The 22,906-nt window shown below is 67.5% G+C and carries 24 protein-coding genes; 6 read left to right on the top strand and 18 right to left on the bottom strand.

The window, feature by feature from the left end; genetic code table 11:
• Positions 1-45: 45 nt before the first annotated feature.
• The gene (locus AC07M9_RS00710) at positions 46-825 is read right to left on the bottom strand and encodes a cold-shock protein (protein WP_494880487.1); all 780 of its coding nucleotides are present in this window, start codon (positions 823-825) and stop codon (positions 46-48) included.
• Positions 826-1,117: 292 nt separating this feature from the next.
• Here AC07M9_RS00710 and AC07M9_RS00705 point away from each other — a divergent pair, with 292 nt between their 5' ends.
• Positions 1,118-1,543: a protein tyrosine phosphatase family protein gene (locus tag AC07M9_RS00705; protein WP_494883853.1), complete on the top strand. Its 426-nt coding sequence runs from the start codon at positions 1,118-1,120 to the stop codon at positions 1,541-1,543.
• A 47-nt stretch (positions 1,544-1,590) separates the two neighbouring features.
• Here the strand turns inward: AC07M9_RS00705 and AC07M9_RS00700 are convergent, their stop codons facing one another.
• The 13 genes from AC07M9_RS00700 to AC07M9_RS00640 form a co-directional block, all read right to left on the bottom strand.
• Complete coding sequence (locus AC07M9_RS00700) at positions 1,591-1,929, bottom strand: P-II family nitrogen regulator (protein ID WP_494880486.1); 339 nt, start codon at positions 1,927-1,929, stop codon at positions 1,591-1,593.
• A 235-nt stretch (positions 1,930-2,164) separates the two neighbouring features.
• Positions 2,165-3,490, bottom strand: coding sequence for an ammonium transporter (locus AC07M9_RS00695; protein WP_494880485.1), 1,326 nt, complete (start codon positions 3,488-3,490; stop codon positions 2,165-2,167).
• A gap of 14 nt (positions 3,491-3,504) precedes the next feature.
• Positions 3,505-3,843 (bottom strand): P-II family nitrogen regulator, encoded by a 339-nt coding sequence (locus AC07M9_RS00690; protein ID WP_007687500.1) that lies wholly within the window; start codon positions 3,841-3,843, stop codon positions 3,505-3,507.
• Between the two features lie 162 nt (positions 3,844-4,005).
• Positions 4,006-4,710 carry an endonuclease/exonuclease/phosphatase family protein gene (locus AC07M9_RS00685; protein WP_494880484.1) on the bottom strand — a complete coding sequence of 235 codons (705 nt, stop codon included), beginning with the start codon at positions 4,708-4,710 and terminating at the stop codon, positions 4,006-4,008.
• Positions 4,711-4,822: 112 nt separating this feature from the next.
• A complete protein-coding gene (locus AC07M9_RS00680) occupies positions 4,823-6,358 on the bottom strand; it encodes a peptide chain release factor 3 (protein WP_494880482.1) in 1,536 nt (511 codons plus the stop codon).
• A 178-nt stretch (positions 6,359-6,536) separates the two neighbouring features.
• Positions 6,537-7,286 (bottom strand): SDR family NAD(P)-dependent oxidoreductase, encoded by a 750-nt coding sequence (locus AC07M9_RS00675; RefSeq protein ID WP_494880480.1) that lies wholly within the window; start codon positions 7,284-7,286, stop codon positions 6,537-6,539.
• A gap of 11 nt (positions 7,287-7,297) precedes the next feature.
• Entirely contained in the window at positions 7,298-8,179 is an 882-nt protein-coding gene (locus AC07M9_RS00670) for an aldose 1-epimerase family protein (protein ID WP_494883852.1), read from the bottom strand.
• Positions 8,180-8,206: 27 nt separating this feature from the next.
• Positions 8,207-10,615, bottom strand: coding sequence for a phenylalanine--tRNA ligase subunit beta (gene pheT / locus AC07M9_RS00665; RefSeq protein WP_494880478.1), 2,409 nt, complete (start codon positions 10,613-10,615; stop codon positions 8,207-8,209).
• A gap of 16 nt (positions 10,616-10,631) precedes the next feature.
• The gene (pheS, locus tag AC07M9_RS00660; RefSeq protein ID WP_494880476.1) at positions 10,632-11,720 is read right to left on the bottom strand and encodes a phenylalanine--tRNA ligase subunit alpha; all 1,089 of its coding nucleotides are present in this window, start codon (positions 11,718-11,720) and stop codon (positions 10,632-10,634) included.
• A gap of 378 nt (positions 11,721-12,098) precedes the next feature.
• Positions 12,099-12,464, bottom strand: a complete 366-nt coding sequence (rplT, locus tag AC07M9_RS00655; RefSeq protein WP_007687519.1) for a 50S ribosomal protein L20 — start codon at positions 12,462-12,464, stop codon at positions 12,099-12,101.
• Between the two features lie 13 nt (positions 12,465-12,477).
• Entirely contained in the window at positions 12,478-12,681 is a 204-nt protein-coding gene (gene rpmI / locus AC07M9_RS00650; RefSeq protein ID WP_007687520.1) for a 50S ribosomal protein L35, read from the bottom strand.
• A gap of 147 nt (positions 12,682-12,828) precedes the next feature.
• A complete protein-coding gene (locus AC07M9_RS00645) occupies positions 12,829-13,239 on the bottom strand; it encodes a gamma-glutamylcyclotransferase family protein (protein ID WP_494880475.1) in 411 nt (136 codons plus the stop codon).
• Positions 13,240-13,252: 13 nt separating this feature from the next.
• Positions 13,253-14,041 (bottom strand): inositol monophosphatase family protein, encoded by a 789-nt coding sequence (locus AC07M9_RS00640; protein ID WP_494880473.1) that lies wholly within the window; start codon positions 14,039-14,041, stop codon positions 13,253-13,255.
• Positions 14,042-14,205: 164 nt separating this feature from the next.
• Here AC07M9_RS00640 and AC07M9_RS00635 point away from each other — a divergent pair, with 164 nt between their 5' ends.
• A complete protein-coding gene (locus AC07M9_RS00635) occupies positions 14,206-15,150 on the top strand; it encodes a helix-turn-helix domain-containing protein (RefSeq protein ID WP_494880471.1) in 945 nt (314 codons plus the stop codon).
• Positions 15,151-15,366: 216 nt separating this feature from the next.
• Here the strand turns inward: AC07M9_RS00635 and AC07M9_RS00630 are convergent, their stop codons facing one another.
• Together AC07M9_RS00630 and glpX are read right to left on the bottom strand one after the other, a co-directional pair.
• Positions 15,367-16,302 (bottom strand): ribose-phosphate pyrophosphokinase, encoded by a 936-nt coding sequence (locus AC07M9_RS00630; protein ID WP_494880469.1) that lies wholly within the window; start codon positions 16,300-16,302, stop codon positions 15,367-15,369.
• A 199-nt stretch (positions 16,303-16,501) separates the two neighbouring features.
• Entirely contained in the window at positions 16,502-17,482 is a 981-nt protein-coding gene (gene glpX, locus AC07M9_RS00625) for a class II fructose-bisphosphatase (RefSeq protein ID WP_494880467.1), read from the bottom strand.
• Positions 17,483-17,543: 61 nt separating this feature from the next.
• Between glpX and AC07M9_RS00620 the strand changes: the two genes are divergently transcribed.
• A complete protein-coding gene (locus AC07M9_RS00620) occupies positions 17,544-17,999 on the top strand; it encodes a hypothetical protein (RefSeq protein WP_494880465.1) in 456 nt (151 codons plus the stop codon).
• Positions 18,000-18,127: 128 nt separating this feature from the next.
• Here AC07M9_RS00620 and AC07M9_RS00615 read toward each other — a convergent pair whose 3' ends face one another.
• Both AC07M9_RS00615 and AC07M9_RS00610 read right to left on the bottom strand, forming a co-directional pair.
• Positions 18,128-19,435 carry a homoserine dehydrogenase gene (locus tag AC07M9_RS00615; RefSeq protein ID WP_494880463.1) on the bottom strand — a complete coding sequence of 436 codons (1,308 nt, stop codon included), beginning with the start codon at positions 19,433-19,435 and terminating at the stop codon, positions 18,128-18,130.
• Between the two features lie 70 nt (positions 19,436-19,505).
• Complete coding sequence (locus AC07M9_RS00610; protein WP_494880461.1) at positions 19,506-20,351, bottom strand: hypothetical protein; 846 nt, start codon at positions 20,349-20,351, stop codon at positions 19,506-19,508.
• Between the two features lie 375 nt (positions 20,352-20,726).
• Between AC07M9_RS00610 and AC07M9_RS00605 the strand changes: the two genes are divergently transcribed.
• From AC07M9_RS00605 to AC07M9_RS00595, 3 genes are all read left to right on the top strand, one after another.
• Positions 20,727-21,389 (top strand): energy transducer TonB, encoded by a 663-nt coding sequence (locus tag AC07M9_RS00605; RefSeq protein WP_494880459.1) that lies wholly within the window; start codon positions 20,727-20,729, stop codon positions 21,387-21,389.
• Positions 21,390-21,458: 69 nt separating this feature from the next.
• Positions 21,459-22,226 carry a MotA/TolQ/ExbB proton channel family protein gene (locus AC07M9_RS00600; protein WP_494880458.1) on the top strand — a complete coding sequence of 256 codons (768 nt, stop codon included), beginning with the start codon at positions 21,459-21,461 and terminating at the stop codon, positions 22,224-22,226.
• Positions 22,227-22,346: 120 nt separating this feature from the next.
• Positions 22,347-22,880, top strand: coding sequence for an ExbD/TolR family protein (locus AC07M9_RS00595; RefSeq protein ID WP_007687537.1), 534 nt, complete (start codon positions 22,347-22,349; stop codon positions 22,878-22,880).
• Positions 22,881-22,906 lie beyond the last annotated feature (26 nt).

Here is a 22,906-nt window from a genome sequence, read left to right as displayed (position 1 = left end):
GTTTGCAGTCCTCCGGTCAAACGACCGGGATCAGTGCAGGCAAGGTCAGGCCTGGAGCGCCTTCAGGTTGACCGCCGAGTACTTGCCTCGTCGATCGACCTCGATGTCGAACTCCACCCGGTCGCCTTCGTTCAGGCCGGACAGGCCCGAGCGTTCCACCGCGCTGATATGCACGAATGCGTCCGGCTGGCCATCATCACGGGTGATGAAGCCGAAGCCCTTCATGGAGTTGAAGAACTTCACCGTGCCGGTGGCCTTTTCACCGGTCAGCTCGCGCTGCGGTGCGGCCGGCTCACGCTTGGCGACAGGGATCACGTCACCCACGACCGACAGGTCGGTGGCCGAGACCTTGCCGCCGCGATCGACGAGCTGGAATTCGAGCTGCTGACCTTCCGCCAGCCCTTCGAGACCGGCGCGCTCCACCGAGCTGATGTGAACGAACACATCATCGCCGCCTTCTTCGCGCTGGATGAAACCGAAGCCCTTGGCTGCGTTGAAGAACTTCACGACGCCGCGGCCCTGGCCGACGACCTGGGCAGGCATACCGCCGCCGCCACCGCCGCGCGGACCGCCGCCGAAGCCGCCGCCACCGCCGCTGCGGAAACCGCCACCGCCGCCGCCACCGCCGAAGCGATCACCGCCGCCGAAGCCGCCACCACCGCCGCCGCCGAAGCGATCACCGCCTCCGCCGCCACCGCTGAAGCGATCACCGCCACCGCCGCCGCCGAAACGATCCTGTCCGGCAAAGAACGGGTCGAACTCGTCCTCTCCAAACCGATCCCGCTTGTCGCGTCCCCTTCCGCGACGACCTCTGTCAAAACCCATGTCTACGAACGTACCTTCGCTGCGCCCCATAAGCATTCGCCCGGACGTGTGGACGTAGCACGCCGAGCCTCAGACAAAGCGACCGGGCGTGGCCCGGCGCTCTCCTGCGATCACGTCTCTTACACGAGTCCGTTATCAATAGCGAACGGAAATACGCGCCCTTTTGGGTCTGGTTCGGTGGAATATTCGATTTGAAGCCACGGTTTTGGCTTGCCTGTTCGGTCTCGAACGTCTTGATGACCGCAACGGCGGGCTGCCCGTCGACAAGGAATCATACCGGAGAATGCAGGCCATGTTCCGCCAGATCACCGACACCGTCTTCGCCAGCCCGCAGATCGGCACCGACGCGATCGCCGAAGCCGCGGCCCTCGGGATCGTGCGGATCATCAACAATCGCCCCGAAGGCGAGAGCGACGACCAGACCCCGGGTGACGAAATCGAGGCCGCCGCGCGGGCGGCCGGGATCGACTACGTCGCGATTCCCGTCACCCATTCCGGTTTCAGCCAGACGCAGGTCGATGCGATGGAACAGGCGCTGGCCATCGACGGTCCGGTGCTGGCCTATTGCCGGTCGGGCACGCGCTCGACGCTGCTGTGGGCCCTGGCCCGCGCCAAGGCCGGGGACAGCCCGGCGGTGATCGCCTCGAAAGCGGCCGGCGCGGGCTACGACGTCACGCCGATTCGCCAATTGATAGACATGCTTTCGGCAGGAGGCTGACGCGCCGCGACCGGCGTTCGGACCGTTTCCGCCGCCGGTCGCCTAAATCACAGGGCATCGTCACCCTGCTCGCCGGTGCGGATCCGCACCGCCTGTGCCAGGGGGAAGACGAAGATCTTGCCGTCGCCGATCTCGTCGTTGTTGGCGTACTGGCGGATGATCTCGACCACCCTGCTCTCCAGCGAATCGGGCACAGCCACTTCGATGCGGACCTTGGGCAGCATGCTTTTCGCATATTCGGCGCCGCGGTAGATTTCGGTCTGGCCTTTCTGGCGTCCGTAGCCGCTGACTTCCGACACCGTCAGCCCGGACACTCCGGCGGCGCTCAGCGCGTCCTTCACCTCGGTGAACTTGAACGGCTTGATGATGGCCGTGACGTATTTCATGCGCCCTCCCCCCGTGTGCCCGAAATTGCGTGCCGGAACCTGCCCGGCGCAGCTTCCCATAGGCGTGAGCGGACCACAAGGTTTTCGCGGATACCTCCGCCATGGACATAAAAAAGGGGCCGGAGCGGCTGGCTCCGGCCCTTCATAGTTTGTGTTCGCAGGAGGAACATCGGTTGGCGACGACGAATAGGAGGAGAGGAGAAGTACCCGCCGCCGCCAAACTGTGGAAATGAACTCAGTTGTAGGCGCGTTCGCCGTGTTCGCCGATGTCGAGACCATCGGATTCGACTTCCGGAGAGACCCGCAGGCCGGTGATGGCCTTGGCGACGTACATGGCGATCGTGGTGCCGACGACCGCCAAGACGATGGTCGCCGCAACCGCCGAGACCTGCGTCACGAGCTGACCGCCCATGTTGAAGTCTGCGGGGCCAGGGCCACCGAGCGACGGGGCATAGACGATGCCGGTGCCGATGGCGCCGACAATGCCGCCCACGCCGTGGATGCCGAAGGCGTCGAGCGAGTCGTCGTAGCCGAGAGCCGGCTTGACCTTCGAGACGAAGATGAAGCAGATGATCGAGGCGACTGCGCCCAGCACGATCGCACCGAACGGACCGGCGTTACCGGCCGCAGGCGTGATGGCGACGAGGCCGGCGATGATGCCCGAGCAGTAGCCGAGCGCCGAGCCCTTGTGGCCCGAGAATTTCTCGGCAAGCATCCAGAACAGGCCAGCCGAAGCGGTGGCGACGAACGTGTTGATCATGGCGAGAGCGGCCGAACCATTGGCTTCCAGAGCCGAACCGGCGTTGAAGCCGAACCAGCCCACCCACAGCAGGCCAGTGCCGACGAACGTCAGCGTCAGCGAGTGCGGCGGCATCGGCTCGCTCGGATAGCCCTTGCGCTTGCCCAGGATCAGGGCAGCGACCAGCGCCGAGACGCCCGCGTTGATGTGAACGACGGTGCCGCCCGCGAAATCGAGGGCCCCCATGACGAAGAACACGCCGCGCGCTTCCCAGACCATGTGCGCGATCGGGTAGTACACGAGCAGCAGCCACACGAAGGTGAAGGCCATCACGGCCGAGAATTTCATGCGCTCAACGACCGAGCCCAGGACCAGGGCGACGGTGATCGCCGAGAAGGTCATCTGGAAGCAGACGAAGATGTATTCGGATATCACCTCGTCCGAGAAGGTCGCGGCGGTCGAGTCAGGCGTGATGCCGGCGAGGAAGAACTTGCCCCAGCTGATGAACTGGTTGCCCTCGGGACCGAAGGCGAGGCCATAGCCGAAGATCACCCACATCAGCATGGCCAGCGCCGCGGCGCCGCCGATCTGGGTCATCGTCGAAAGCATGTTCTTCGAGCGGGTGAGGCCGCCGTAGAAGAGCGCGAGGCCGGGAAGGATCATCATCATGACCAGGACGGTCGATGTCATCATCCAGGCGTTGTTGCCGGGGTTGGGCACCGGGGCGGCCGGAGCGGCGGCTGCCGCTTCCTGCGCCCAGGCAGGCAGGGCGGCAAACAGCGACGCGATCGCGCCGGCGCCGCTGATAAGCTTGCGGTTCATCATGGAAATCCCCCTCAAAGCGCGGTGTCGCCGGCTTCGCCGGTGCGGATGCGCACTGCCGAGGCCAGGTCGAGGACGAAGATCTTGCCGTCGCCGATGGCTTCGGTGCTCGCGACCTGCTGGATCGTTTCCACGATCTTGGGCGCGAGGTCATCGGGTGCTGCGACCTCGATCTTCACCTTCGGCAGCATGTTGGTCGAATATTCGGCGCCGCGGTAGATTTCCGTCTGGCCCTTCTGCCGACCAAAACCCTTCACCTCGGACACGGTCATCCCGGCAACGCCGATTGCCCCGAGCGCCTCCCGGACTTCGTCGAGCTTGAAGGGCTTGATGATGGCTATGATGAACTTCATGCCTATCCCCTGTTTGCCACCGGCCCCAGCGCCGGCTTCGGATATGCAATGCAAAGGGTGTGCCATTTTACCGGTTGGTAAGTTTTCGCGGCGTTTCAGAAGCAGAACAAACCGCACGTCGAGGGAAATACACGTAGTATCGCTCGATTCCTGTGCACGTGCCTAAATTTTAGGCAACGCGAGCGAGGCATAGACCGGCAAATGGTCGGAGCCCGTTGCGGATAACGGGCTCCGATGCACATCGGTTCCCAGCACTTCCCATTCGCGCGAGATGACGATCCGGTCGAGCAAGGCCATCGGTCGGCGCGAGGGAAAACTGCGGCCAGGCGCAAGCACGCGCCAAGCGTCGTCGAACTCGCGAAGGCAGCCGCCGCGCTGCGCCCACTCATTGAGGTCGCCCATCATCACCGTCGGCACCCGCTCGGCGCAATCGGCGCAGTGCGAGAGCACGCTGCGGACCTGATGGCGCCGCCTGAGGCCCGAAAGGTCGAGGTGCATGCCCACCACCCGCAGCAGCCGCCCCTCGATCCGCAGGTCGGCGCGGATGGCGCCGCGCGGCTCGAGCACCGGCAGCGGCACCGGCGCCGCCTCGACCAGTTCGATGCCCTTGCGCACGAGGATGGCATTGCCGTGCCAGCCGAGGCTGTCGGGCTTCATCGACATCGGCACCGGCACGTAGTCGGTCGCGGAGTGGATCACGTCGAGCGGCAGCACCGCCATGCGCCGGCCGTAGCGGCGGTCGACCTCCTGCAGCGCGACGACATCCGCGTCGATCTCGCGCAGCACCGTCAGAATGCGCTCGGGATCGCGCCGCCGGTCGAGCCCGACGGCCTTGTGGATGTTGTAGCTGGCGAACTTGATCTGCAACGCGGACATCCGATGGCTTGGCCCTGGTGACAATCCGCCGGAGCCCCGCCGGGTTCCGTATCGGTCCGATCAGGTGCGTTTAAGGTGCCGTTAGCGCCCAGTTAGCGTGCACTCAGCGTTCCTTGGTCGCGCTGAAGGCGAGTTCGGGATTGCGCTCCTGCTGGTAGTTCACGTCCCACGACGAGCGGGCCATGAACACCGGGTCGCCGTCGCGGTCTTTGGCCAGGTTCATCTTGTTGATCTCGGCGAAGTCGCGCAGCGCCTTTTCATCGCCCTTGATCCAGCGCGCGGTGTCGAACGGCGAGGCCTCGAGCATCGCCTCGACCTTGTACTCGGCCTCGAGGCGGGAGATCAGCACGTCGAGCTGCAGCTGTCCGACCACGCCGACGATCCATTGCGAACCGATCTCCGGGTAGAACACCTGGATCACGCCCTCTTCCGACAGATCGTCGAGCGCCTTCCTCAGCTGCTTGGTCTTGGTCGGGTCCTTGAGCTGGACGCGGCGCAGGATTTCCGGCGCGAAGTTGGGCAGCCCGATGAAGCGTACGTCGTTGCGCTCCGACAGGGTGTCGCCCACGCGCAGGGTGCCGTGGTTGGGAATGCCGATGATGTCGCCCGGCTCGGCGCTGTCGGCCAGTTCGCGGTCCTGCGCGAAGAACAGGATCGGCGAATGGATCGCGATCGGCTTGCCCAGCCCCGAGGGCGTCAGCTTCATGCCGCGCTTGAAGGTGCCCGAAACCAGCCGCATGAACGCGATGCGGTCGCGGTGCATGGGGTCCATGTTGGCCTGGACCTTGAAGATGAAGCCGGTGACTTCCTTGAAGCCGGGCTCGATCGTGCCCTGGTCCGAGGCCTGCGGGCGCGGCGGCGGGGCGAGCTTCGCGATCGCGTCGATCAGCTCGGAAATGCCGAAGTTCTTGAGCGCCGAGCCGAAGTAGACCGGCGTCAGGTTACCGGCGCGGTAGTGCTCGAGATCGAACTCGGGGTAGCCGGCCACCGCCAGCTCCAGTTCCTCGGCGACTGCACCGGGCAGCGCCGCGCCCTCGTCGACGTGGCCGAGGAATTCCTTGCGCGGCCCCTCGGGACGGCTGATCCGGCCGCTGGCGATGTCGAGGATGCCCTCGAACACGCCGCCCATGCCGACCGGCCAGGACATCGGACAGACGTCGAGCGCCAGCATGTCGGCCACTTCGTCGAGCAGGTCGAAGCAGGCGCGGCCCTCGCGATCGACCTTGTTGATGAAGGTGATGATCGGCACCGAGCGCAGGCGGCAGACCTCGAACAGCTTGCGCGTCTGCGGCTCGATGCCCTTGGCCGCGTCGATCACCATGATCGCCGAATCGACCGCGGTGAGCGTGCGGTAGGTATCCTCCGAGAAATCCTCGTGGCCCGGCGTGTCGAGCAGGTTGAAGGTGATCCCGTCCCGCTCGAAGGTCATCACCGAGCTGGTCACCGAGATGCCGCGCTGCTGCTCGATCTTCATCCAGTCCGACCGCGCCCGCCGCGCCGCGCCGCGCGCCTTGACCTGTCCGGCCAGGTGGATCGCGCCGCCCTGCAGCAGGAGCTTCTCGGTCAGCGTGGTCTTGCCGGCGTCGGGATGCGAGATGATCGCGAAGGTACGCCGCGAGGAATGGTGGGAATTGCTCATCGGCGCGCTTTAGTTGCGCTGGGCCCGCGCGGCAACAGGGGAAGAAGCCAGGGGGAAGACCTGGGGCCATAGCCCCAGACCCCGTTACTGTCGTCGCCCGCGCGCGCTGTGGCCTCGCGCGCTCATTGCACGCCCTAGTCCCCGTCATCCCCGCGAAGGGTGGGGAGCAAACTTCCCCTTACCCCTCGCGCGCGACCTGAAACCCGGCGAACGACTGGTTCACCGGCATCAGCTCCAGCGTGTTGATGTTCACATGCCCCGGCTGCGAGGCGACCCACAGCACGGTCTCGGCAATATCCTCGCCGGTCAGCGGGTTCACGCCCGCGTAGAAATTGTCCGAAGCGCCCTGGTCGCCGCCGTTGCGCACGACGGTGAACTCGGTCTCGACCATGCCCGGCTCGATCGAGGTCACGCGCACCCCGGTGCCCGAGAGGTCGGAGCGCAGGCCGAGCGCGAACTGGCGCACAAAGGCCTTGGTGCCGCCGTAGACGTTGCCGCCGGTGTAGGGATAGGTCGCCGCCACCGAGGACAGCATGACGATCGCGCCCTTGCGGGCAATCAGCCCCGGCAGCAGCTTGTGTGTCAGCGAGGCGAGCGCGACCACGTTGGTGTCGATCATCGTCTTCCAGTCGGCGAGGTCCGCCTGCTGCGCCGGCGCCGCGCCGAGCGCGAGGCCGGCGTTGTTCACGAGGCAGTCGATCTCGGCGAACGCACCCGGAAGCGCCGCCAGCGCCCCATCGCGGGCGGCCTCGTCGCGCACGTCGAACACGCAGGGCTGGAAGCGGTCAGGGCCGAGTTCATCGGCAAGGCCCTGCAGCCGCTCGGCGCGGCGGCCTGTCCCCACGACGCGCCAGCCGGCGGCGACGAAGGCCCGCGCGCAGGCTTCGCCGATTCCCGAAGTGGCGCCGGTGACGAGTACGGTCTTCATGTCGGTTTCCTTCAATCGGCCGAGAGGACGGCCACATCCATGCGGAAGCTGCGCGATTCGCCCGGCGGCAGGGTGATGACGCCCGGTTTTGCCCGGAAGTCGCCGGTGTAGCCGAGCGGGTCGGCGATGCCCTGCCAGGGCTCGATGCACAGGTAGGCGGCGCCGGGCTTCTGCCAGATGCCGAGCATCGGCGTATCGGGGAAGGCGATCGCCAGTTGCGTCGCCCCCGCCGCGCCGAAGGTCAGCGCGCGGCTGGAAAGGCGGTCCCAGATCAGCGCGTCGGCCTCGAACTGTGCGGCGTCGGGGCAGAGCAGGTGACCTTCGACCGGCGTGGCGACGGGCTCGGGCAGGACGAGGCCGCTGGCGGGCTCGATGCGACGGATGGGCTGGGGCTCGCCCTGCTCGAAGGCGACCGCGTGGTCGGCCTTGGCGGCGCCGCCGGGCAGCGGCCAGGCGAAGGCGGGGTGGAAGCCGAAGCTGAAGGGCAGCGGTTCGTCGCCGGGGTTGGAGACGCGCGCCTCCATGTGCAGGCCGTCAGGGCCTATGCGGAACGCCATGTCGAGTACGAAGGCGAAGGGGTAGACCGCGCGCGTCGCTGCGCTGTCCGTCAGGCGGAAGAGGGCGTGGTCCGGTCCGGCCTCGACCACCTCGAACTGCGAGCGACGGGCAAAACCATGCTTCTTGAGCGTGTATTCACGGCCATCGACGCGGTAGCGGTCGCCGTTCAGGGCGCCGACGATCGGGAACAGCAGCGGCGCGTGCCCGGTCCAGAACGCCGGGTCGGCATCGGTCATGTACCCGCGGCCGTGGCTGTCGGTCAGCGACCACAGCTCGGCGCCGAGCGGGTTGATCCGGGCGGTGAGATCGCCGGAAGAGATGGTCGTGAAATCCATGTCAGTCACCGGCGATCTCCCGTTTCGTCAGCCCCGCAGCACCGCGCCGAGCTTGGCGGCGGCGGCGGTCACCCTGTCGCCGATGGCCTTGATGTCCTCGTCCTTGTAGCTCTTGTCGAGCGGCTGGAGCGTGACTTCGAGCGCCAGCGACTTCTGCCCCTCGGGAACGCCCTGCCCCCGGAAGTCGTCGAACAGGCGCGCGGCGACGATGTTGGCCTTGTCCGCGCCCTGCACAACGCGCAGCAGGTCTCCGGCGGGCAATGCCGCAGGCACCAGGAAGGCGTAGTCGCGCGTCACCGCCTGCAGCACCGGCGGCGCGTAGGACACGCGCGCGAAGCTGGCCGCGCCCTTGCGGGCCGGAATGGCGTCGAGATGGATCTCCGCCACGGCGACCGGCCCCTCGACGTCGAACTGCTTCGCCAGCCTGGGATGGAGCATCCCGAAGCGCGCGAGCACGGTCTTGGGGCCGAGGCGCAGCGTAGCCGACTGGCCGGGGTGGAACTGCGGCCCCGCCTCGCCCATGACCTGCAGCTTGTCGACCGGGGCGCCGGCCTCGGCGAGCAGCGCCACGACTTCGGCCTTGGCGTCATAGGCGTCGAAGGCGGCGGCCTTGCCGGTGGCCCAGCCGCGCGCGGTCTTCTCGCCCGCGAGGACCAGGCCGAGCGCCAGACGCTCGTCGCTGGCGCCGCCTGCGCCGCGCAGGTAGCGGCGGCCCACTTCGAACAGCCGCAGCGACGACGCGCCGCGATCGAGGTTGCGCTTTGCGGCCATCAGCAGGCCCGGCAGCAGCGAGGGCCGCATCGCCTTCATGTCCTCGCTGATCGGGTTGGCGAGCACCCACAGGTCCTCCTCCGCGAAGGCCTGCGCCGCAGCCTCGGGCAGGAACGACCAGGTCACGGCCTCCTGCAGCCCGCGCGCGGCGGCGGCGCGGCGCACGCGGCGCTCCAGCGTCTGCGCCGGCGTGGCCGTGGGGCGGGCGACGCCCTCGGCGCGCGGCAGCGGCACGCTCTCGACCTTGTCGAGGCCGTGGATGCGCACGACTTCCTCAACGAGATCAGCGGCGCCGTCGATGTCCGGGCGCCAGCCGGGGACGGTGACCGCCCAGCTCAGCGCGCCCTGCTCCTCGCTCGCGACCACCGCGAAGCCGAGGCTTTCGAGGATGCGCTGCTGCTCGCCCGGTGCGACGGTGACGCTGCCCAGCTTCTCGACCAGCGAAGGCGCGAAGTGGACGATCTTCGGGGTGGCCGGCGCCGCGCCGACGCGCACCACTTCGGATGCCTCGCCGCCGCAGAGCGTCTGGATCAGCTGGGTCAGGTGGGCGAGGCCGGTGTCGAGGAAATTGGGGTCGATCCCGCGCTCGAACCGGCCGCGCGCGTCGGAAGTCAGGTTGAGCTTGCGGCCCGTCCTGGCGATCCGTTCGGGGTCGAAGTAGGCGATTTCGAGCAGGATGTCGGTGGTGTCGTCCCCGCAGCCCGAGTGCGCGCCGCCCATGATGCCGGCGATGTCGTGGACGCCTGCCTCATCGGCGATCACCGTCATTTCGGCATCGAGCGTGTAGGTCTTCTCGTTCAGCGCGACGACGCTCTCGCCCTCACCTGCGCGGCGCGCCACGACGGCGCCGTTCAGTTTGGCGAGGTCGTAGGCGTGCGCCGGGCGGCCATAGGCGAGCATCACGTAGTTGGTCGCGTCGACCAGCGCCGAGATCGACCGCTGGCCGGCGGACTTGAGCCGGTCCTGCAGCCACTGCGGCGAGGGGCCGTTCGTCACGCCCCTGATGACGCGGCCGTAGAAGGCCGGGCAGCCCTCGGCATCCTCGATGCGGATTTCGACCGGGCAGGGGAAGCTGCCGGCGATCTCCAGCGCCTCGATCGGCTTGAGTGTACCGAGGCCCGCCGCCGCGAGGTCGCGGGCGATGCCGTAGAGGCCCATGCAGTCGGGGCGGTTGGGGGTGATCGCCACGTCGATGACCGGGTCGGCGCCGTGGTACTGCGCGAAGGGCGTGCCGACGGGCGCGTCCTGCGGCAATTCGATGATGCCGTCGTGGTCCTCGCCCAGCTCCAGCTCGCGCGTCGAGCACATCATGCCGTTCGATTCGACGCCGCGGATGGCGGATTTGCGCAGCACCATGCCGTTCGCCGGCACCGTCGCACCGGGCAGGCCGAGCACGCCGATCATGCCGGCGCGCGCGTTGGGCGCGCCGCACACGACCTGCAGCGGGGCGCCTTCGCCGGTATCGACGGAGAGGACCTGCAGCTTGTCGGCGTCAGGATGACGCGCGGCGGTGAGCACCTTGGCGACGCGGAAGCCGGCGAGCTTTTCGGCCGGGTCCTCGACGCCTTCGACTTCGAGGCCGATGGCGTTGAGCTTCGCGGCGATCTCTTCGATCGACGCTTCGGTTTCCAGGTACTGCCTGAGCCAGGAGAGCGAGAACTTCATGTCTTATCCTTTCCGCTCAGACCGGGGTGCCGACGCCGCCCGAAAGGGTCGGCACGTCCAGGGCGGAGAATCCGTAGTGGGAGGCCCAGCGCACATCGCCGTCGAAGAAGGCGCGCAGGTCGTCCATGCCGTACTTGAGCATGGCGAGGCGATCGACGCCGATGCCGAAGGCGAAGCCCTGCCATTCCTCGGGGTCGATGCCGCCCGCCGCGATGACGTGGCGGTTTACCATGCCGCTGCCCAGCACTTCCATCCAGGCATGGCCCGGCGCATCGCCCGACCCGCCGACGACGCGGCGGCCGCCGGCGTTGGCATAGCCGACGTCGACCTCGACCGAAGGCTCGGTGAAGGGGAAGTAGCTGGGGCGTAGGCGCAGGACGATGTCGTCGCGCTCGAAGAAGGCCTTGAGGAAGACTTCCAGCGTCCACTTGAGGTGGCCCAGATGGATGCCCTTGTCGATGACGAGGCCCTCGATCTGGTGGAACATCGGGGTATGCGTGGCGTCGCTGTCCGAGCGGTAGACGCGGCCCGGCGCGACGATCCGCAGCGGCGCGCCCTGCTTGAGCATCGTGCGGATCTGGACCGGCGAGGTATGCGTGCGCAGCAGAATCTCGCGGCCGTCGTCATTGCGGTCGGGGAAGTAGAACGTGTCGTGCATCGCCCGGGCCGGATGGCTCTCGGGCATGTTGAGCGCGGTGAAGTTGTGCCAGTCGTCCTCGATCTCTGGCCCGGTGGCGACCGCGAAGCCGAGGTCGGCGAAGATTTCCGCCAGCTCGTCCATGACCTGCGAGATCGGATGCACCGACCCGCGCGGCGCGGCGGGCGCGGGGAGCGAGAGGTCGATCGTCTCGGACGCCAGGCGCGCGTCGAGCGCGGCGGTTTCCAGTGCGTCCTTGCGGGCGGCGATGGCGGCGCTCGCGCCTTCGCGCAGGGCCTGGATCTTCGGCCCCTCGACCTGGCGCTGCTCCGGGCTCATGGCGCCCAGCGTCTTGAGCAGGCCCGAGATCGAGCCCTGCTTGCCGAGGTACTGGATACGTAGGGTTTCCAGCGCTTCCAGCGTTCCGGCTCCGTCGATCTGCGCGATCACCTGGTCGATATCAAGCACGATACTTACCCCAAAAAACTCGTCATTCCCGCGAAGGCGGGAACCCATCTGATGCTTCGGCCCCGCGCTCCTTAGGGAGAAGAGGCGTAGATCGCAACGCAAGAGGATTTCACGCAGAGACGCAGGGACGCAGAGATGGTCGCTTTCTCTCCTTGCCGACCTTGCGGCACACGCGGCGCCGATACGAAGGCGGCTTCGCCGCAAGCGCAACCCCTCTGCGCCTCTGCGTCTCTGCGTGATACCAATCTTGTTCTTCTCCGCGCCTCCGCGTGAAACCCTCTCCAATCCGGAAAGCAGACGCGAAAAGGGCGCGGACGGCACCAGCCATCCACGCCCTTGAAATCGCGCTGTGAAGCGAGACCTTCGTGCCTTGGCGGATTACGCCGCCGCGGGCAGTGCTGCCTTCGCCTGCGCGATGACGGTGCTAAACACGCCGCCTTCGTTCATGGCGAGGTCGGCCATGGTCTTGCGATCGAGTTCGATCCCGGCCAGCTTGGTGCCGTGGATGAACTGCGAGTAGGTCAGACCTTCGGCGCGGACGGCAGCGTTGATGCGCTGGATCCAGAGCGCGCGGAAGGTGCGCTTCTTGATCTTGCGGTCGCGGTACGCATACTGGCCGGCCTTTTCGACGGCCTGGCGTGCGACGCGGATGGTGTTCTTGCGGCGGCCCCGGTAGCCCTTGGCCTGTTCCAGGATCCGCTTATGCTTGGCGCGGGTGGTAACACCCCTCTTGATACGGCTCATCGGTCAGTACTCCTCAGTTGAGCCCGTAGGGCGCCCACTTCTTGATCGTCTTGGCGTCGGCATCGGAGATGACGTCGGTCCGGCGATTCTGGCGGATGTACTTACCGTTGTGGTTCATCAGGCGGTGGCGCTTGCCGGCCACGCCATGCTTTACCTTGCCGGTCGCGGTGAGGCGAAAGCGCTTCTTCACGCCGCTCTTGGTCTTCAGCTTGGGCATTTTCGTCTCCTTGGTCAGGGACACGTCCCGCCGGCCTTGGCAGCCCTTTTCGCCAGGCCGACCCGCGAATCTCCCGAAGGAAATTCATCCGTGTCGATTGAAGTCGCGGCCCTTAGTGTACGGTCGGCCGAAAGGCAAGCGCCTTGCTCAGGAGAACGCCCGGAGCCGCCGCGCGCGCAGCCAGCCGAGAAAATCGCCGCCGCCGATGCCGGGCGCTCCCGGGAGCAGCGGGATGCGCCACAGGTAAAGCTGCGCCGCGAGCCGCCGGCCCGATGCCGTCCGGACGCGGGCCGCGACGCGCCGGTACTCGCGGCCCTCGTAACGGTCGAGCCGGGTCAGTTCGCCGGGCCTCAGTCGCAGGTCGCACAAGGTCCCGCGCACCCGGCCGCCGCCTCGGGCAGGCAGCAGCGCCGGGTACCAGCCGCCTGCGCCGCCGATGGCGAAGAGCCGCCCCGGCGCGCTGGCGGGTTCTTTGCGCACCAGCCGCGCCGCGATCCAGTCGCCCATCGCGGTGCCGCCCTGCGGCTGGAGCGTGCCGTAGACGAACAGCCGCAGCACGCGCGCCACGGCGTCAGTGGTGGTGGTGGCAGGCCATCGCCTCGACCACGTCCTCGAGCCGCGCGGGATCGCCGATCGCCAGCACCTCGCCGCCCGATTCGATGTTGAGCGGCTCGCCGTTCCAGTCGCACATGGTGCCGCCGGCGCCTTCGACGATCGGAACCAGCGCCGCCCAGTCGTGGAGCTTGAGCCCGGCCTCGCAGACGAGGTCGATGTGGCCGCTGGCGAGCAGGCCGTAGTTGTAGCAGTCGCCGCCGAACATCAGGCGCTTGTGATCGGTCTTCGCCGCCAGCGCCATGAAATGGTCGCCCTGGTGGTCGTCGAAGTACTGCGGGCCGGTGGTCGCCATCATCGCGTCGGACAGCGCGCGGCAGGGGCGGGTGCGCACTTCCTGGCCGTTGAAGGTGGTGGGATGGCCGCTGGCGCCGACCCAGCGCTCGCGCAGGATCGGCTGGTCGATGACGCCGAGCACCGGCCAGCCGTCGACCAGCAGCGCAATGAGCGTGCCGAACACCGGCCGCCCGCCGAGGAACGAGACGGTGCCGTCGATCGGGTCGAGCACCCAGGTGCGGTTCGAGGTGCCCTGCTCGGTGCCGAATTCCTCACCGATGATGGTATCGCGCGCGGCTTCGGCCTTGAGGATGCGGCGCATCGCCTCTTCCGCCGCGCGGTCGGCCACGGTGACGGGCGAGGCGTCGTCCTTGCGGTCGCCGGCGAGGCCTGTGCGGAAGTGCGGGCGAATCGCCTCGCCCGCCGCATCGGCGAGCCTGAGGGCGAGAGCGATGTCGTGTTCGATCTTCATGGCGCTTCCCTGCCCGCACCGGCCCGATGCGGTCAAGGTCCCGAAGTAAATCCCGGGGTTTGTCCGATACCGACAATTCTAACGGAACTTGTGAGTTTTCCTGCATTGCCGCGCCTCTACTGGCCGCTTATCTGCGTTACAGGGCATTCGCGGCTGGAGTGGGCATGCAGCGCAAGAACCGCCCGGCGGTCGATCCCCGGATCGCGCCGCAACAGGGTGTGACAAAAGACGGACAACCGCTGTCGTACAACCGCGCGCCGGCGCTCGACCTCGCGCCGTGGATCGCCCGGCTCTATGTGACCATCGTGCAGGCCCCCGCCGACTACACGCTGTCGTGCGGCGTGTTCAACGACACCGCCGTCGTGCGCATCCAGCTGGCCGGCGAATGGCGGGCCGAGACCGCCGCCGGGGTCGTCACCTCTCAGCGCGAGGCGCTCTTCTTCGGCCCGCAGTCCCGCCGGATGCCGATTGCGGTCACCGGCAGCTTCATCAGCGTCGGCATGGCGATCCGGCCCGGCGCCTGCACCGCGCTGCACGGGCCGCGCGTCGGCGACTTCATCGACATGCTGGTGCCGACCGGGATGGTCGCCAGTCCGTCGAGCCGCATCCTCGACATTCTCGACGCGGACGGCTCTCCGGAACAGTGGCTGCAGGCGATCGAGGGCATGGTGCGCAAGCGGGTCGAGCACATGGGCGGGCGCCTGCCCGACCCCATCACCTCGCAGTTCGAGGAGATCACCTTCCGCGACCCGGGCATGTCGGTGAGCGCCGCCGCCGCCGCCTGCGGGGTGGACCGCCGCAAGCTGGAGCGCATCATCAGCCGCGACTTCGGCATGGCGCCCAAGCAGGTCCTGCGCCGCGCCCGCGCGCTCGACATGGCGAGCCATCTGCGCGGCGTCGCCGACAAGAACGAGGGCGAGGAGATGGCGCTGCGCTATTACGACGAAAGCCACCTCATCCACGAGTTCACCGAGCTGTTCGGCATGTCGCCGCGCCAGTTCGTCAGGACGCCGCAGCCGATCCTGACGCTGGCGCTCGAATCGCGCCAGGCCCGCCGGCTGGAAGCGCTGCACCGCATCGAGCCGGGACAGGCGCGGCCCTGGGAGTGAGGGGCGCGGGAAGACGGTCCGCGAATCTCCCGTCATTCCCGCGCAGGCGGGAACCCAGCTGATGCCCTGCCCGGTCGCACCGGCGAGAGATGGATCCCCGCCTTCGCGGGGATGACGAGGATTTTTAATTGAGCACGAAGCCCCGCCGGCACCCCCTCACGGGATGGCGAAATGCCTGCCGAGCGCGGGGCCGCCGTAACAGCTCCCGCCCTGACCTCAGTCGAACAGGCTGGAGACCGAGCTTTCGTCGGCGATGCGGCGGATGGCCTCGCCGATCAGGGGCGCGATCGTCAGGATGCGGATCTTGTCCGAGTCCTTGGCGGCGTCGGTGGCCTGGATCGAATCGGTGATCACCAGTTCCTTGAGCGCCGAATTGGTGACGCGCGACACCGCCGCGCCGGAGAGCACGCCGTGGGTGATGTAGGCGGTGACGCTGGCGGCGCCCTCGTTCATCAGCGCCTGCGCGGCGTTGCACAGGGTGCCGCCCGAATCGATGATGTCGTCGATCAGGATGCAGGCGCGGCCCTTGACGTCGCCGATGATGTTCATGACCTCGGACTGGCCGGGCTTGTCGCGGCGCTTGTCGACGATCGAGAGCGGCGCGTTGTCGAGCCGCTTGGCGAGCGCGCGGGCTCGCACCACGCCGCCGACGTCGGGCGAGACCACCATCAGCGACTGGTCGCCGTAGCGTGCCTGGATGTCGGCGGCCATGACCGGCGCGGCGAACAGGTTGTCGGTCGGGATGTCGAAGAAGCCCTGGATCTGCCCGGCGTGCAGGTCGACCGAGAGGACGCGGTCGGCCCCGGCTTCGGTCATCAGGTTGGCGACCAGCTTGGCCGAGATCGGGGTGCGCGGGCCGGGCTTGCGGTCCTGGCGAGCGTAGCCGAAGTAGGGGACGACGGCCGTGATGCGCTTGGCCGAGGCCCGGCGCAGCGCGTCGATGCAGATCAGCAGTTCCATCAGGTTGTCGTTCGCCGGGAAGGCGGTGGGCTGGACGACGAAGACGTCCTCGCCGCGCACGTTCTCATGGATCTCGACGAAGATTTCCTCGTCGGCGAACCGGCGCACGCTGGCATCGGTGAGCGGCAGCTCGAGATAACCCGCGATGGCGCGGGCGAGCGGCATGTTGCTGTTGCCGGACATGATCTTCATTTGGCGAATCCCCGTGACGGTTCCTGGCGGTCGGTCGTTGGGACCGGCCCTGTAGCCCGGTGTCGCCGGATTGCAATAGTCGGGCCCGGTTTGTGCGCCAAAGGATGCGGCTTTCGCGGCCCAACGCATTGCCGGCAAACGAAAAGGCCGGCCCCGATTTTCCGGAGCCGGCCTTTTCGGAATCGCCCCTGCGGCCCGATCAGATCCGGTGTTCGCCCTTGATCCAGCGCACGGTGCCCGAGCTGGCGCGCATGACCACGCTCTCGGTGGTCATCTTGCCGCCCTTGCGGCGCTTCACGCCTTCGAGCAGCGAGCCGCTGGTGACGCCGGTCGCCGCGAAGATGCAGTCGCCCTTGGCGAGGTCGTGGAGCTTGTAGACCTTGCCCAGGTCCTCGATGCCCCACTTGCGGGCGCGGGCGCGCTCGTCGTCGTTGCGGAACAGCAGGCGGCCGTTGAACTGGCCGCCCACGCAGCGCAGCGCGGCCGCGGCGAGCACGCCCTCGGGCGCGCCGCCCGAACCCATGTACATGTCGATCGTGGTGTCCTCGTCGGTCACCGCGATGACGCCCGCGACGTCGCCGTCACCGATCAGCACGACGCCGCAGCCGATGCCGCGCAGCTCGGCGATCAGCGCCTCGTGGCGGGGACGGTCGAGCACGCAGACGATGATGTCTTCCGGCTTCACGCCCTTGGCGGCGGCCACCGCCGTGACGTTCTCGGTCGGGGTCCGGTTCAGGTCGATGATGCCTTCGGGGTAGCCGGGGCCGACCGCGAGCTTGTCCATGTAGACGTCGGGCGCGTTGAGCAGGCCGCCCTCTTCCGCAGCCGCGAGCACCGCCAGCGAGTTCGGCCCCGCCTTGGCGGTGATCGTGGTGCCTTCGAGCGGATCGAGCGCGATGTCGATCTTCGGACCCTTGCCGGGCGCGCCGCCGACCTTCTCGCCGATGAACAGCATCGGGGCCTCGTCGCGTTCGCCCTCGCCGATCACGACCGTGCCGTCCATGTACAGCGTGTCAAAAGCCTTGCGCATTGCTTCGACAGCTGCATGATCGGCGGCCTTCTCGTCGCCGCGGCCAATGAGGTGGGACGCGGCGATGGCGGCAGCTTCGGTAACGCGCACCATTTCAAGGACCAGGACGCGGTCGAGTACTTTGCTGGCGGGGGTCGTGTTTTCGGACATGTTCACTCCGGATTAATCCAGGGAGGAAGGGTTTAAAACCGCTTAGACAGAGGAATTTGAATTGTCGAGAAGCTGGCTCTACGTTTTCGCGGCCGCAATAATCGCCCCCGTCCCGGCGATGGCGCAATCGAATCCCGCACAGACTTCCTCCCCCTCCGAGGAGGACCGCGCGATCGCGGAAAAGATGATCGGCGCGGCGGGGCGCATCACCCCCGACAAGATCCGCAACCGCTGCGCCGCTCCCACCCGCGCCGGCGAGATCGTGGTCTGCGGCCCCAACCAGGAGCAGTTCCGCGTCCCCTCCACCAGCGAATCCGACCCCATGTCGGACCAGGCGCTGAACGACGGACGGCTCCACACGCCGGACGTCGCGGGCAAGGGCATCTTCAAGGGCAAGGCCACCGCCACCTTCGGCTCGGTGGAGCAGCCCTACATCATCGACCTCTCGACGATTCCCGTGGCCCCCGCCGGCTCCGACGCCGACAAGATCGCCAAGGGAGAACTGCGCGCGCCCTGAGGGGTAGGTTGAAAGATAAAGCGGGGCCCCCGCCTTCGCGGGGGCGACGAGGGTTTATGATCCGGGTGGTTGGCCCGTTTCAAAACTCCGTCGCCCCCGCGAAGGCGGGGGCCCCGCTTGTTTTCCGCTCAGGCGCCGATGATCTGCATCACCAGCGGCTGGGCGGTCAGGCTGTCCGACCCGTCGAGGATGCGCATCGCCTCGGTGACGGCGCTTTCCGGTCCCGGATGCGTGACGACCGCGAGGATGACCTCGCCGTCCTGGTCGGGATCGCCCTTCTGGATCAGGCTCTCGATCGAGACCCCGGCATCGCGCATGGCCGCGGTGATGTCGGCCAGCACGCCGGGCCGGTCGGGCACGGTGAAGCGGATGTACGAGCTGCCGATGCGGTGGCCCGAAGGCGCCGGCTCCATCGCTTCCAGTTCGGCGGCGGGCATCGCGAAGGCAGCGCCCTTCTCGCCCTTGGCGATGTCGATGATGTCGGCGACGACCGCGCTGGCGGTCGGCCCGTCACCGGCGCCGGCGCCCTGGAACAGCAGGCGGCCCATGAAGTTGCCCTCGGCGACGACCGCGTTGGTCGCCCCGTCGACATGCGCGAGCGGATGGTCGATCGGCACGAGGTGCGGGCGCACGCGCTGGAACAGGCGGCAGGTGCCGTCGCTGCGGTCGGTGCCGGCCATGCCGATCAGGCGGATAACGTAGCCGAGCGCGCGCGCCTGCTCGATGTCGGCGGCCTTCACCGAGGCGATGCCCATCGTCTCGACCGCGTCGAAGCGCAGGCGCGAGCCGAAGGCGATCGCCGCCAGGATCGACAGCTTGTGCGCCGCGTCGATGCCCTCGATGTCGAAGGTCGGGTCGGCCTCGGCGTAGCCCAGGCGCTGCGCGTCGGCGAGCACGTCGGCGAAGTCGCGGCCGGTGTCCTCCATGGTCGAGAGGATGTAGTTGCAGGTGCCGTTGAGGATGCCGTAGACCCGGTCGATGGCATTGGCCGCCGCGCCTTCGCTCAGCCCCTTGATGACCGGGATGCCGCCCGCCACCGCCGCCTCGAACTTGAGCGCGACGCCCGCCGCTTCCGCAGCCGCGGCCAGTTCGAGACCGTGGTGCGCGATCATCGCCTTGTTGGCGGTGACGAGGCTCTTGCCCCCGGCGATCGCATTGCGCGCCAGCGCCAATGCCGGACCGTCCGAGCCGCCCACCATCTCCACCACCACGTCGACGTCGGGCCGCGCCGCGAGAGCGGCGGCATCGTCCTCCCAGTCGTAGCGCGAGAGGTCGACGCCGCGATCCTTGGTGCGGTCGCGCGCGCTGACGGCGGCGATGCGGATCGGACGGCGCGCGCGCCGCGCGATCAGCTCCGCGTTGGTCTCGATGAGACGGACGACGCCGCCTCCGACGGTTCCCAGTCCGGCAAGCGCGATATTGAGCGGTTCGACCATGCAAGCTCCTTTTCGGGAGCGCGCACTAAGGCAGGCGGGAGGGAATTTCCAGCGGGCGTTTGCAGATAGGTCAGCGCAAGGTCCGCGCGCACACCCCGAGCTCGCCCAGCACCATGCGGTAGTCGGACAGCGCCTGCTGCTGCGCCGCGTAGCTTTCCGAGACATTGGCGCGGGCGGGCGGCAGGTTCGGCAGGAAGCAGGCGAGGCGGTACCATTCTATCGTGTCGCGCTGCGGCGGATGGCCCGCGTCGGCAACCAGTTCGGAGAACGACACCCCCCAGACCGGCGCCGCGCCGGGTTCGTGGCGCACGGTGATCGAGGCGGCCGAGCCGTCCTTGGTGTTGAGGAAGATCTGCGTCTCGCCCTGCCCGGCCAGGTTGCCCGGCACGTAGAGCAGTTCGCGGACGCCGGTCACGCGGGCGGGGGCATCGGGTGCGGTCAGGCCCTGCAGGATGGCGCGCAGCCGCGCCTCGCCGCGCACGGTCCAATACTGCTGCGCGGTCGGCGTGACCAGCTGCAGCTCGCCCGGACGGCCGGGGACGGCGCGGGCGAACAGAAACACGTCCTGCTTCTTGAGCTTGGGCGCCTTGCCTCTGGCGTCGAGCGGAAGGTCAACCAGGTAGCTAACCGATTCGCCCAGCGCGGTCTTGCCGGTGAGCAGCGCCCTGGTCTTCGCCTGGATGTAGAAGCGGCCGTAGCCCGGCGTCAGGCCCGGCGCGCGCGCATCCTCGACGCGAACCATCTTCGCCACCTGCGCCTGCACGACCAGCGCCGCCGAATCGGCAAGATCCGCGATGTCGGCATATGTGACCTCCGGCGGGCCCGCGGGAACGCCCTGGGCGGCTCCGGCGAGCGGGGCCAGCGCCAGATAGGCACCCGCGAGACCGGCCGCAAGGTGCTGGAATTTCGACGACATGGGGGATAATCTCCGTGGAAACGCGATGGCTTATAGCCGCATGGCGATGCAGACTCAAAATTGCACTGGATCAATTTGATCTAACGCGGCATGAATTGTGCGTTAACTCCTGCGGCGGCGATAAGGCGTTGCGTGGGGTGGGCTTCACCGCTAAGAAGCCTGCAAAATGGGGCAAAAATACTAAAAATGCCCCGCGGTTCGCCTTCCCGTCGGGTTTCGTTCTCGGAAAGGCAGACTGTCAGCCGTCAGGGTGGGTAATTGAGTTTCGTCATGGATTCCTCCTTTGGGGGAAGCCATGGGCGCCCTTGGACACGTTCTGTCGGGATTTTCCTGTCGCGACGGGTCCGGGGCTTGGTAATGGAGTGATGCGTCTGAATGGCTTACGCTGACCAGCAAATGAGCAGTAGCAAGATTACTGCTCTTGTCATTGTCGCCTTGATCCACGTCTTCGTCGGCTATGCGCTTGTCACCGGCTTGGCCTACAAGGCGGCGCAACAGGTCATCAAGAAGGTGACCACCGTGGACATCAAGGAAGAGAAACCGAAGGAGGAGGAGCCGCCGCCGCCTCCGCCTGAGCAGCCGGATACGCCGCCGCCACCGATCGTGGCGCCGCCTCCGCCGATCAACATCGCGCCTTCACCGCCTCCGGTGCAGACCGTGATCACGCCTCCCCCGGCGCCGCCGGTGGTCATCCAGACCGCCTCGCCGCCGGCACCCCCGCCGCCGCCTCCGGGACCTTCCAAGGCCCGCGGCGTCAAGCCCAAGGGCCAGGCGGGCTGGGCTGGTCGTATCCAGTCGAACTACCCGACCCGCGCCGCTCGTGAAGAGCGCGAAGGTCGTGTCGGCGTTCGCGTCCAGATCGGACCGGACGGCCGGGTCACCGCCTGCTCGGTTTCGGGCTCCAGCGGCAGCCCCGACCTCGACGAGGCGGCCTGCGACGGCATGACGCGCTATGCGCGTTTCGATCCGGCGCTCGACGCTGCGGGCACCCCGATCGCTTCGTCGTACTCGACGGCGATCGTGTACAAGCTCAACTAATCCAAGGCGGTCGGGACGGCACCTTTTGGTCCTGACCTACTCCTGCATTCTTCTTGAGAGGTAATTCGCATGTTTATCGTTGACATCCTCGCCGCCGGAGCGGGCGCGCCGCAGAACAAGTTCGGCTTCATGGAAGCGCTCGAACAGGGCGGTTTCATCGCCTACGCGACCGTCATCATCCTGGGCATCATGTCCTTCGGTTCGTTCTACATCCTCTTCACCAAGTGGTTCGAGCAGTCGAAGATCCTGCGCCAGTTCGGCGTCATCCGCACCTCGTTCTGGCGTGCGCCCACCCTGCGCGAAGGCGCTGCCAAGCTCGACAAGAACAGCGCCTGGCGCCAGCTCGTCGACGACGGCCTCGCCGCTGAAGACCAGCACGCCAAGATGACCGACAGCCTCGAAGCCCACGACTGGCTGCACGGCTCGCTCGCCCGCTCGGAAGCATCGATCAACGCTCGCCTCGCCGGCGGCCTGCCCTTCCTCGCCACCGTCGGTGCGACCTCGCCGTTCATCGGTCTGTTCGGTACCGTCGTCGGCATCTACCGCGCGCTGATCGCGATCGGTCTCGCCGGTTCGGCCTCGATCGACAAGGTCGCGGGTCCGGTCGGTGAAGCTCTGATCATGACCGCGCTCGGTCTGCTCGTCGCGGTTCCGGCCGTGCTCGCCTACAACTACCTGCAGGCCCGCAACAAGCGCATCGCCGAGCTGCTCACCGGCTTCTCGAACGACGTGCTCGCCAACATCACCTCGAAGGGTGCCGTCAAGCCGGTCCTCGCCGCTCCCGCCAAGACCACTGCCGCTCCGGCCAAGCCGGCTGCTGCTCCGCTCAAGTCGTAAGGAGCACGGGTCAGCGGACCGGCCAGCCCGGTCCGCCCCCGTTCGGGAGTTGGGTGGCGGCACCAAGCATGCGAAGGTCCGCCGCCGGCCCCCAGGCAACGCAAGGATTAGGATAAGACTATGGCGATATCCACGGGCGGAGGTGGTGCAGACGCACCAATGTCCGACATCAACACGACGCCGCTCGTCGACGTCATGCTGGTGCTTCTGATCATCTTCCTGATCGCGGTTCCGGTTGCGATCCAGACGATCGAGAAGCTGAAAATCCCGGTCATCCCCGCGGTCGAATCGAAGGACAAGGTCGAAAACCTGCTCCTCACCGTCTCGACCACGGACGCATCCGGTCGTAGCGCCGGCGAGCCGGGTTATACCGGTGCCGCGCGCAACGGTGAATGCCGCATCTACTTCAACAACGTCACTCCGGTCACCTCGGAAGAGCTGCGCGACCAAGCTTTCAAGCGTCTCGATGCGATCGTGAAGCGTGAAGGCGGCCCCCAGGCTCTGATGGCCAATCCGGAACTGATCCCGCAGGTCCACATCCGCGGCGACGTCGCCGCTCCGTGGCGGTGCGTGGCCGGTGCGATCTACAACGTCCAGATTTCGGGTTATCCGACGGTTGGCTTCATCACCAACCCGATCGACCCGAACGGCTGACGTTCAGGCAGGAACAGGAGTAACTT

It is taken from the genome of Novosphingobium sp. GW821-FHT09E05 (assembly GCF_059416165.1).
This window is presented reverse-complemented; position numbering and strand designations above follow the sequence as displayed.